General features: G+C 68.9%; 7 protein-coding genes. 5 read left to right on the forward strand and 2 right to left on the reverse strand.

Annotated features, from left to right (window positions below; all coding sequences use genetic code 11):
* The first annotated feature begins 9 nt into the window (after window positions 1-9).
* Entirely contained in the window at window positions 10-3378 is a 3369-nt protein-coding gene (locus tag ACIGII_RS10295; RefSeq protein ID WP_399637420.1) for an ATP-binding protein, read from the forward strand.
* Here the strand turns inward: ACIGII_RS10295 and ACIGII_RS10300 are convergent.
* Complete coding sequence (locus ACIGII_RS10300) at window positions 3368-4144, reverse strand: sulfite exporter TauE/SafE family protein (protein ID WP_399637423.1); 777 nt, start codon at window positions 4142-4144, stop codon at window positions 3368-3370. The two genes, ACIGII_RS10295 and ACIGII_RS10300, sit on opposite strands and share 11 nt — an antisense overlap.
* Before the next feature lie 136 nt (window positions 4145-4280).
* Here ACIGII_RS10300 and ACIGII_RS10305 point away from each other — a divergent pair, with 136 nt between their 5' ends.
* The 4 genes from ACIGII_RS10305 to ACIGII_RS10320 all read left to right on the forward strand — a co-directional run bounded on the left by ACIGII_RS10305 (window position 4281) and on the right by ACIGII_RS10320 (window position 9269).
* On the forward strand, window positions 4281-4670 hold the full coding sequence (locus ACIGII_RS10305) for a YchJ family metal-binding protein (protein WP_399637426.1): 390 nt from the start codon (window positions 4281-4283) through the stop codon (window positions 4668-4670).
* Between the two features lie 105 nt (window positions 4671-4775).
* Complete coding sequence (gene egtB / locus ACIGII_RS10310) at window positions 4776-6065, forward strand: ergothioneine biosynthesis protein EgtB (RefSeq protein WP_399637428.1); 1290 nt, start codon at window positions 4776-4778, stop codon at window positions 6063-6065.
* Window positions 6062-7036, forward strand: a complete 975-nt coding sequence (gene egtD / locus ACIGII_RS10315) for an L-histidine N(alpha)-methyltransferase (protein ID WP_399637431.1) — start codon at window positions 6062-6064, stop codon at window positions 7034-7036. The genes egtB and egtD overlap by 4 nt, the downstream gene beginning before the upstream one ends.
* A 55-nt stretch (window positions 7037-7091) precedes the next feature.
* Window positions 7092-9269 (forward strand): lytic murein transglycosylase, encoded by a 2178-nt coding sequence (locus tag ACIGII_RS10320; RefSeq protein WP_399637433.1) that lies wholly within the window; start codon window positions 7092-7094, stop codon window positions 9267-9269.
* Window positions 9270-9312: 43 nt separating this feature from the next.
* Here ACIGII_RS10320 and ACIGII_RS10325 read toward each other — a convergent pair whose 3' ends face one another.
* Entirely contained in the window at window positions 9313-10500 is a 1188-nt protein-coding gene (locus ACIGII_RS10325; protein WP_399637436.1) for a benzoate/H(+) symporter BenE family transporter, read from the reverse strand.
* Window positions 10501-10960 lie beyond the last annotated feature (460 nt).

The raw sequence follows: 10960 nt of genomic DNA on the forward strand, positions 1-10960 counted from the left end.
CGATACCGCATGGCCATTTCCAAGCAAACCCCCGCCCTGTTCACCGAGGGACTGCCGGACCCCCGCTTGCAGCAGTTCCGCATGCGCCGCCTGCAGGTCCACAACTGGGGCACCTTCAACGGCCTGACCGAAGTGCCGATCGCCGAGCGCGGCTTCCTGTTCGTGGGCCGCTCGGGCTCGGGCAAGTCGACCCTGCTCGACGCCATGTCGGCCATGCTGGTGCCGCCCTCGATCGTCGACTTCAACGCTGCCGCGCGTGAAGCCGAACGCAGCGGGCGCGACCGCAACCTGGTGTCCTACGTGCGCGGCGCCTGGGCCGACCAGCAGGACCGGGGCACCGGCGAAATCGCCACGCAGTACCTGCGCAAGGGCGCCACCTGGACCGCCGTGGTGCTGGAGTACCGCGCCGGCGATGGCCGCGTGGTCAGCCTGGTGCGGTTGTTCTGGATCGCCGGCAACGGCGCTGCCGCTGCCGATGTACGCAAGCACTACCTGATCGCCGAGCGCCCGTTCGACATTGCCAGGGATCTGGGTGGCTTCGACCTGGACCTGCGCAGGCTCAAGCAGCGGCTGGCCGATGTCCATCACTTCGACAGCTTCACCGGCTACGCCGAGCGCTTCCGCCATCTGCTGGGCATCGACAACGAGATGGCGCTGCGCCTGCTGCACAAGACGCAGTCGGCCAAGAACCTGGGCGATCTCAACGTCTTCCTGCGCGACTTCATGCTGGACACGCCGAAGACCTTCGACGCCGCCGAGCGCCTGGTCAGCGACTTCGCCGAACTCGACGGTGCGCACACCTCGGTGGTCACCGCCCGGCGCCAGGTGGAAACGCTGCTGCCCGCGCGCGCGCTGCACGCTGAACTGAAGGCGATGAACCTGCAGCGTGCCGACGAGGAAACGCTCAAGCTCGGACTGGACAGCTTCCGCGAATCGCGCCTGCAGCGGCTGTTGGAGAAGCGCCTGCAGGACATCGACATCCAGCACCGTGGCCTGCAGGGCGAAGAGACCCAGCGCCGCCAGGCGCTGGCCAACCACGAAGAGCACCTGGCCGAACTGGAACTGCAGCGTCGGCAGCAGGGTGGCGAACGCATCGAAGAGCTGGAGCGCGAACAGGGCCGCGCGCAGGCCGAACGCGATCGCCGCCAGGCCAAGCGCGACCAGGCCGGCCAGGCCGCCGCCAAGCTGCAGGAAACCGTGCCTGACGACGCCCATGGCTTTGCCCAGCTGATCAGTCGCGCCCAGCATGAACTGGACAATCGCCAGCAGGCCGCCGCCGCGCTGGACGACGCCATCACCGAACGCCAGGCCGGCAAGCAGGACGATGCGCGCCGCTTCACCGAGGTCCGCGCCGAACTCGAGGCGATGGAGCGCACGCCGTCCAGCATCCCCGCGCCGCTGCAGAAGCTGCGCAGCCGCCTGGCCGAGGAAACCGGCGTACCCGAGGCGGCGCTGCCGTTCGTCGGCGAGCTGATCCAGGTCCGCCCGGAAGAGGGCGCCTGGCAGGGGGCGATCGAGCGCGTGCTGTTCGGCTTCGCGCAGTCGCTGCTGGTGGAGGACAAGCACTACAACGAGGTCAACGCCTGGGTGAACCGCACCCAGCTCGGCATGCGCCTGACCTACTACCGCGTCCGCCGCAACGACGATGCCATGGCCCGCGCGCCGTCGGCACGCTCGCTGCTGCACAAGCTGGAACTGCGCGACAGCGTGTTCGAACCGTGGCTGCGCCGCGAACTGGGCAAACGCTACGACTATGAGTGCGTGGACGCCCGCCAGCTGCGCGACGTCGATCGCGGCATCTCGCGCGAAGGCCAGGTCAAGCACCCCGGCGACCGCTTCGAGAAGGATGACCGCAACGCCATCGGCGACAAGCGCCGTTGGCTGCTCGGCTTCAACAACCAGGACAAGCTGGCGCTGTTCCGGCGCGAGGCGCAGGAACTGGCGCAGCGCATCGCCGAGTGCGACCAGGACGTGGCCCGGCTGCGCGGCCAGCGCGACCTCGACAATGATCGTCGCCTGGCCTGCCACCAACTGGTGAACTACGTCTGGGAAGAAGTGGACGTCGGCACCGCCAGCCAGCGCCTGCAGGACATCGCCTCGGCGCTGCACCAGCTGAAGGAAGGCAATGCCGACCTGGCCCGCCTGGCCCGGCAGATCGACCACGCGCGTGGCGACATCGCGCAGTCGCGGCGCACCTATGAAGACACCCGGGTCGAACTGGCGCAGCTCTCGCGCGAACGCGACAAGCTCGAGGCGCAGCGCCAGCGCAGCCGCGCGCTGGTACTGCCCGCGCTCGGCGCCACCCAGGAGGCCGGGCTGCAGAAGCGCCTGGACACCCTGGGCGGGCTCAGCCTGGAAACGCTGGAAGCGCACATGCGCGAGATCAGCAAGGGCATCAACGAAAGCCTGGCCGCCTCGCAGCAGGACGTGCACCGCGTCGAATCGCAGCTGGTGGCCTGCTTCCGTCGCTTCGCCCAGGCCTGGCCGGAAGAATCGGGCGACTTCACCGCCTCGGTGGCCTCGGCCGACGATTTCCTCGCGCGCCTGGAGCGCCTTGAGCGCGATGGCCTGCCGCAGCACGAAGAACGGTTCTTCGACCTGCTGCAGAACCAGAGCAAGAACAACCTGCTGGCGCTGCAGCGGCACAGCGCCGAAGCCCGCAAGTCGATCGGCCAGCGCCTGGACGAGGTCAACGCCTCGCTGGAACAGGTGCCGTTCAACCGCGGCACCCTGCTGACCATCGAGCTCAGCGACCGTCGACTGCCCGAAGTGCTGGAGTTCCACCTGCAGCTGCGCGACGTGCTCGCCCAGCACCAGACCGAAGAGCGCGACGTGGCCGAAGCCCAGTTCGCGGTACTGCGCGAACTGGTCAAGCGGCTGGGCTCGCAGGAGGGTGAGGACAAGCGCTGGCGCGAGAACGTGCTCGACGTCCGCCTGCACGTGGAATTCATCGGCGTGGAACTGGACGCGGCCACCCGCCAGCAGGTCGAAATCTACCGCAGCGGCGCCGGCAAGTCCGGTGGCCAGCGGCAGAAGCTGGCCACTACCTGCCTGGCCGCCGCGCTGCGCTACCAGCTGGGCGGCGCCGACAGCCAGCTGCCCAGCTACGCCGCGGTGGTGCTCGACGAGGCCTTCGACAAGGCCGACAACGAGTTCACCGCGCTGGCGATGAACATCTTCGAGAACTTCGGCTTCCAGATGGTGGTGGCCACGCCGCTGAAGTCGGTGATGACCCTGGAGCCGTTCATCGGTGGCGCCTGCTTCGTTGAAATCAGCGGTCGCCACGATTCGGGCGTGCTGCTGATCGAGTACGACGAAGAAGGCAAGCGCCTGAAGCTTCCCGAACGCACCCGCCAGGCCGACGACGCTAGCCCTTGAAGGTGTCCCACGCCATCCGCGCGATCAGCACCACCACCAGGCCCACGAACAGCTTGCGGATGAACGGCGTACCGCCGCGCAGCGCCAGCCGGGTCCCCACCACCGAACCGACGATGTTGGCGGTGGCCATGGGGATGGCGAACAGCCACAGGATGTTGCCGGTCGGCACGAAGAACGAGATCGCGGCCACGTTTGTGGCCAGGTTGACCACCTTCGAGGCGGCGGAGGCGCGCAGGAAATCCAGCCCGAAGAACCGCACGAACAGGAAGATCAGGAAGCTGCCGGTACCGGGGCCGAAGAAGCCGTCGTAGAAGCCGATCACCGCACCGATCGCCAACGCGATGGCCAGTTCCCGGCGGCCGACCTCGCGCGGCCGGTGCAGCGCGCCGAAGTCCTTCTTCCACAGCGTGTAGCCCAGCATCGCCACCAGCAGCACCAGCACCAGCGGTCGCACCGCGTCCTTGGGCAGCAGGCTGACCGCCGTGGCGCCGGCGAACGAGAACACGAAGGCCGTGGCCGCCGCGAACAGCACCGGCCGCCAGGGAAAGCGCACATTGCGCGCGTAGCGGAAGGCCGCCGCCGCAGTGCCGAACATCGAACTGAACTTGTTGGTGCCGAACAGCATCGCCGGCGCCTGCTGCGGCAGCACGGTGAACAGCCCGGGCAACTGCACCAGCCCACCGCCCCCCACGGCGGCATCGACCAGTCCGGCGATGAAGGCGATCGCCACCAACCACAACAGTTCAGGGGGAAGCAGCTCGAACACGGCAGCGCATCACGGCGGAAAGCGCGCCAGCATACGCCTCGGGACAGCACCGGGCCACGCCCGCACGATCCTCGCGCACACCCCGGTAACGCCGACCGGTGGTCGGCTGCCTTCCGTTCCGGCGCCATAATGCCCCATGGCCATCCCCGATCCCTGCCCCTGCGGGCACCCGCAGCCTTACGCCGCCTGTTGCGGCCGCCTCCATGCCGGCGACGCCGCGCCCGACGCCGACGCCCTGATGCGCTCGCGCTACAGCGCCTACGTGCGCCTGCTGCCCGACTACCTGCTGGCCACCTGGCACCCCGACACCCGTCCCGAGGCCCTGTCGCTGGACGAGCCCGCCGGCCAACGCACGCGTTGGCTGGGGCTGACCGTGCATGAGCACACGCAGTCCGATGCCGACCATGCCCAGGTCCGCTTCACCGCCCGCTACCGGATCGGCGGCGGCAGCGCGTTAAAGATGCAGGAACACAGCCGCTTCGTCCGCCAGGACGGGCGCTGGTTCTATCTGGACGCGCTCCCCTGAAACCCGGCGGCCACGCGGCGTCCGCCCATTCAACTTCGGTCGCGTAACACGATGTGCGCCGGGCCATGACGTCGCGCTCACCCGCGCTCCGTGATCCTTCCTGCGATGAACGCCGTCGCTGCCCCACCCCGAACCGCTGCCGCCGCTACCGCGCTGGCCGCCCGCTACGCCAAGGTGCGTGCCCGCAGCGTGGCGTTGGCCGCGCCGCTCAGTGCCGAAGATGCCATGGTGCAGAGCATGCCCGACGCCAGCCCCACCAAATGGCACCTGGCCCACACCACCTGGTTCTTCGAGCGCTTCGTGCTCGCATCGCTGCCGGGGTACGCGCCGTTCGACGCAGACTGGCATTACCTGTTCAACAGCTATTACCAGAGCATCGGCCCGGCGCATGCGCGCCCGCAACGGGGACTGCTCTCGCGCCCTTCGCTGGACGAGGTGCTGCAGTTCCGCAGCGTGGTCGACCAGCGCGTGATCGCCGCGCTGCAGGCCGACACCCTGGACGAACAGGCGCGACGCCAGCTGGTGTTGGGGCTGCACCACGAACAGCAGCACCAGGAGCTGCTGCTCACCGACATCAAGCACGCGCTGTGGTGCAATCCGCTGCAACCGGCCTACCGCGACGATCTGGCCCACCCGGGCGGTACCGCCTCACCGCTGGCCTGGATCACCCGCGACGAGCAGATCATCGAGATCGGTGCGCCGGCCTGGCCCGCCCATCCCGACTTCGCCTACGACAACGAATCGCCGGTGCACCGCGCGCTGGTGCCCGCGCACGCGCTGGCCAGCCGCCCGGTCAGCAACGCCGAGTTCCGCCAGTTCGTCGAGGCCGGCGGCTACCGTGAACCGCGCCACTGGATGAGCGAAGGCTGGACCCTGTGCCAACAGGAGCACTGGCAGCACCCGCTGTACTGGAACGAGGCGCTCGACCGCGAGTTCACGCTGGCCGGCTGGCGCCCGCTCGATCCCGACGCCCCCGTCTGCCACCTCAGCTATTTCGAGGCCGACGCCTATGCGCGCTGGGCCGGTGCACGGCTGCCGACCGAATTCGAGTGGGAAGCCGCGGCCGCCGGTGCGCCCCTGGTGGGCAATTTCGCCGATGACGACGCGCTGCACCCGGCCGCGCCACGCGAGGAGGCCGCGCACGGCCCCCTGTCGCAGTTGTTCGGCGATGTCTGGGAATGGACCAGCAGCGCCTACGGCGCCTATCCCGGCTTCCGTACGTTCGAGGGCAACCTCGGCGAATACAACGGCAAGTTCATGTGCGGCCAGTGGGTGCTGCGCGGGGGCAGCTGCGCTACCCCGGCCGACCACATCCGCCCCAGCTACCGCAATTTCTTCGCACCGTCGGCGCGCTGGCAGTTCGCCGGCCTGCGCCTGGCCAAGGACGCCGCATGAGTACCGTCAGTGATGCCCTGGATGCGTTGACCGACCTGCAACCCGATCGCGCGCGGATCACCGCCGATATCCTGCATGGCCTGTCGCAGCACCCGCGCCAGTTGCCGTCCAAGTATTTCTACGACGCACGCGGCTCGCAGCTGTTCGAACAGATCACCCGCCAGCCCGAGTACTACCCCACGCGCACCGAACTGCACCTGCTGCAGCAGGTGTCGGCCGAGATCGCGCGCGCGGTCGGTGCCCGCCTGCACGTGGTCGAACTGGGCAGCGGCAGCGGCCGCAAGACCGAGCTGCTGCTGCACGCGCTGCCTGACCCGGTCGCCTACACCCCCATCGAGATCTCGCGCGCGGCCCTGCTCGACAGCGTGGCGCGCCTGGCCGAAGCGCTGCCGGAGATCGAGATGCTGCCGGTCTGCGCCGACTTCACCCGCCCGGTCGAGCTGCCCGAACCCCAGCGCGAGCCGGCGCGGCGGCTGCTGTTCTTCCCGGGCTCCACGCTGGGCAACTTCGCCCACGACGACGCGGTGGCGCTGCTCGATGCCATGCGCCAGACCATGGGCGGCAATGGCATGGCCTTGATCGGCATCGACCTGCACAAGGACCCGGCGTTGATCGAGGCGGCCTACAACGATGCCGCCGGGGTCACCGCCGCGTTCACCCTCAACCTGCTGCGTCGCCTGAACCGCGAAATCGGCAGTGATTTCGACCTCGACGGCTTCGAGCATCGCGCCCGGTACAGCGTGCCGCGCCTGCGCATCGAAACCGAACTGGTCAGCCGTCGGGCCCAGAGCGTGCACGTCGACGGCCGCCGCTTCGACTTTGCCGAAGGCGAAGCGATGACCGTCGAGTACAGCCACAAGTACACCGAGGCAAGCTTCGCCGCACTCATCGCCGAGGCGGGCCTGAAGGTGCGCATGCAGTGGGATGCGACCGACCCCGCGTTTGGCCTGCGCCTGCTGCAACGGGCCTGAACCGCGCGGCTTGCCGCTATGATGCAGGTCCACGTGGCTGCAAGGATCACCGCCAATGAGGCCTTTCACAGGCTGTCTGCTCGGCGCGCTCTGGCTGGCCAGCGCCCCGGTTGTCGCCGCGCCGCAGGATGACTTCGATCGCTGCCTGGCCACGCTGCAGCCGCAGGCGCTCAAACAGGGCGTCAGCGCGGCCGGGTTCACCCGGCTCACCGCCGGGCTTGTTCCGGACCTGAGCGTACTGCCGCTTCTGGATGCGCAGCCGGAGTTCACCACGCCACTGTGGGATTACCTGGCCGCACTGGTCGACACCCAGCGGGTGGACGATGGCCGGGCACGCCTGCTCCAGCACCGCGACCTGCTGGCGGCCGTGTCAGCGCAGTACGGCGTCGATCCAGCCACCATCGTGGCGGTATGGGGCGTGGAGAGCGACTACGGTCGCGTGTTCGGCAAGCGCCCGTTGCTGCAGTCGCTGGCCACCCTGTCCTGCAATGGCCGCCGCCAGCCTTTCTTCCGCGGCGAGCTGCTGGCACTGCTCAAGCTGCTGGATGCCGGCGATCTGAGCGCCGATGGCCTGACCGGTTCCTGGGCCGGTGCGTTCGGGCATACCCAGTTCATGCCCTCCACCTACGCGCGCATCGCCGTGGACGGCGACGGCGATGGCCGCCGCGACCTGGTCGCCAGCATTCCCGACGCACTGGCGTCCACCGCCAACTATCTCAAGCAGGCCGGCTGGCGCACCGGCCAGCCGTGGGGCATCGAGGTAACGATTCCCGCAGGCTTCAATGCCAGCCAGGCCGGTCGCACCAACCGCAAGCCGCTGTCGGCCTGGCGCGCGCAGGGCATCGTCCCGATCGCCGGCGGCGCGCTCGCTCCTGCCGGCCTGCCCGACGACGCCAACGCGGCGCTGCTGCTGCCGACCGGGGCCCAGGGCCCGGCCTGGCTGGTGTTCCGCAACTACGACGCGATCTACGCCTACAACGCCGCCGAGAGCTATGCGCTGGCCATTGCCACCCTGGCCGACCGCCTGCGTGGCGGCCCCGGCATCGTGGCGGCCTGGCCCACCGACGACCCCGGCATCGGCCGCACCGAGCGGCGCGAGCTGCAGACCCTGCTGCTCGCCCGCGGGCACGACATCGGTGCTGCCGACGGCATGGTGGGCACCGCGACCCGGCGCGCCCTCCAGGCCGAACAGCAGGCGCTGGGCTGGCCCGATCCCGATGGCCGTGCCGGCCTGCGCATCCTGACCGCGCTGCGCAGCGCGCCCCCTCTCCCCAAGCCCACCACTGCCATGCCCGACAGCACCGTGTTCTCCCTGCCCTCCAACCATGCCCGCCTGGTGCAGTCGCCGACCGCGCCCAGCGCCGCGCTGCCGACGCTGGAGGGGCTGAGCATCGTCGACTTCCACGGCTTCCCGGCCTGGAAGGTGGAGACACCCCTGGCCACCGCCGCGATCTCGGTGTTCGGCGGCCAGCTGCTGTCGTTCATTCCCAAGGGCGGCCAGGACGTGTTGTGGCTGTCGCCCACCGCGCAGCCCCTGCCCACCCCGATCCGCGGCGGCAGCCCGGTGTGCTGGCCCTACTTCGGCAGGCAGGGGCAGGGCGGTGACGTGCCGTCGCACGGCTTCGTACGCAACGTGCCCTGGACCCTGCAGAGCGCCCAGCGCGACGCCGACGGCAGCGTCGTGCTGACCCTGGCCCCGCCGGTGCTGGAGAACCTGGACCTGCGCCTGCGCATGCAGCTGCGCATCGGCCGCACGCTGGAACAGCGCCTGACCACCGAGAACACCGGCCGCCAGCCGGTCACCTTCAGCCAGGCCCTGCACAACTACTTCCGGGTGAGCGATGCGATGCAGGTCAGCGTGTCCGGGCTGGACGGCCTTACCTACCTGGACAAGTTCGAGAATTACGCGGCCGCGCGCACCCAGCAGGGCGACTGGTCACTCAACGACCCTCGCGACCCCGGCCGCAGCGACCGCATCTATACCCAGGCAGGCGGCCGTTACGTGCTGAAGGACCCGGGGCTGAAGCGCAGCATCGAGATCACCACCCAGGGCAGCCGCTCGCTGGTTGCCTGGAACCCGGGTGAAGCCGGCGCGGCGAAGATGGCCGACGTCGGGGCAGGGTGGCGCAATTACGTGTGCCTGGAAGCGGCCAACGCCGGCCCGGATGTCATCACCCTGGCCCCTGGCGCACGCCACGTGCTCCAGCAGACCCTGGCAACCAGGCCCCTGTAATCCACCGCGCCGGTAACGCAGAGCCGGGCTCTGTCACCCGGCATCACCCTCCATCCCGTGGCCGCAATGCCACCAGGCAGATTCCGCCGGCCACCAGGCCCCAGAACGCCGACCCGATCCCGGCCAGCGACAACCCCGAGGCGGTCACCAGGAAGGTGACCAGTGCCGCCTCGCGGTCGGCTTCCTCGCGCAGGGCCATCGCCAGGCTGTTGGCGATGGTGCCGAACAACGCGATGCCGGCCACGCAGGCCACCAGTTCCTTCGGGAAGGCGGCGAACACGGCAGCCACCGTCGCCCCGAACAGGCCCACCACGATATAGAAGGCACCGGCGGCCACGGCGGCGGTGTAACGCCGCGCAGGATCCTCATGCGCCTCGCGACCCATGCAGATGGCCGCCGTGATCGCCGCCAGGTTGAGCCCATAGGCACCAAAGGGCGCCAATACCGTATTGACCACGCCGATCCAGCCGATCACCGGGGAGATGGGGGTGTCGTATCCGGAGGCACGGATCACCGCGACGCCGGGAATGTTCTGCGAGGCCATGGTGACCACGAACAGGGGCAGGGCGATGCCGAACACCGCCGGCCAGGACAGGGTCGGCCAGGTGAACACCGGCACCGCCAGTTCCAGCCGCAGCTGTTCGGCATGCAGCAGGCCCTGGGCGGCGGCAACGCCCACGCCCACCAGCAGTGTGGCGATCACCGCGTAGCGGGGGAACAGCCGGCGCCCCACCAGCCAGGTGGCGAACATCGCCAGCGCCATGCCCAGCTGCGTACCCATGGAGACGAACACCTCCAGCCCGAAGCGCAGCAACACCCCGGCCAGCATCCCGGCGGCCAGTGCCATCGGCACGCGTCGCATGAGCTTGGCGAACACACCGGAGAAGCCGGCCAGCATGCCCAGCACTGCGGCAAGTACGAACGCCCCGATGGCATCGCTGTACGCCACCGCGCCCGTCCCCACTACCAGCATCGCCGCACCCGGGGTCGACCATGCCGTCACCACCGGCACGCGGTAGCGAAGGGACAGCCCGATACAGGTCACGCCCATGCCCAGGCCCAACGCCCACATCCACGATGCGATCTGCGCCTGCGTTGCACCGACCGCCTGTGCGGCCTGGAAGACGATCACCGCGGAACTGGCAAAGCCCACCAGCACGGTAATGAAGCCGGCGACCACGGCGGGCAATGAGAGATCGCGCAACAACGAACGCTTGGCAACCGCAGACATGACGCATGCTTCCCTGACGACAAGAAGCTGCATTGTTGGCAGCCCTGCGCAGCACGCGCAACGCGCGTGCTGCGCATCGCCGTTGGCGCTGTGCCCACACACGGCAGGTACCGGGCGTGTGTCGGTACGAATTGAAAAAAGCGCTTGACGAATTTCGAGAAGTCTTTAGTATTCGCTCCCTCGCTGCGACGCGGTCTTCACCCCGGTGAACACCAAGCCAAAGCGGCGGCAACATCCTTCGAAAGAAGGTGTTGACGGAAACGAAAAGCCTGACATAATAGGCGGCTCGCTTCGACGAAAAGACCTTCGGGTCGCAACGACGAAGCAGCATCGGCAACAACGGTTCGCTACGGCGAAACGGCCTTGAAAAAAGGTGTTGACGAAGCGGATTTGCCGGCTATAATGGGCGGCTCGCAACGACGGAAACGTCGGGGCACACGGAGGAAGGCGCTGAGGCCGA

The sequence above is a fragment of the Stenotrophomonas sp. NPDC077420 genome (assembly GCF_044543385.1).
Taxonomy (GTDB): domain Bacteria; phylum Pseudomonadota; class Gammaproteobacteria; order Xanthomonadales; family Xanthomonadaceae; genus Stenotrophomonas.

Coding starts and splice junctions, on each gene's coding strand:
- ACIGII_RS10295 (WP_399637420.1), top strand. CDS start 10: ATGGCCATTTCCAAGCAAACCCCCGCCCTGTTCACCGAGGGACTGCCG.
- ACIGII_RS10305 (WP_399637426.1), top strand. CDS start 4,281: ATGGCCATCCCCGATCCCTGCCCCTGCGGGCACCCGCAGCCTTACGCC.
- egtB (WP_399637428.1), top strand. CDS start 4,776: ATGAACGCCGTCGCTGCCCCACCCCGAACCGCTGCCGCCGCTACCGCG.
- egtD (WP_399637431.1), top strand. CDS start 6,062: ATGAGTACCGTCAGTGATGCCCTGGATGCGTTGACCGACCTGCAACCC.
- ACIGII_RS10320 (WP_399637433.1), top strand. CDS start 7,092: ATGAGGCCTTTCACAGGCTGTCTGCTCGGCGCGCTCTGGCTGGCCAGC.
- ACIGII_RS10325 (WP_399637436.1), bottom strand. CDS start 10,500: ATGTCTGCGGTTGCCAAGCGTTCGTTGTTGCGCGATCTCTCATTGCCC.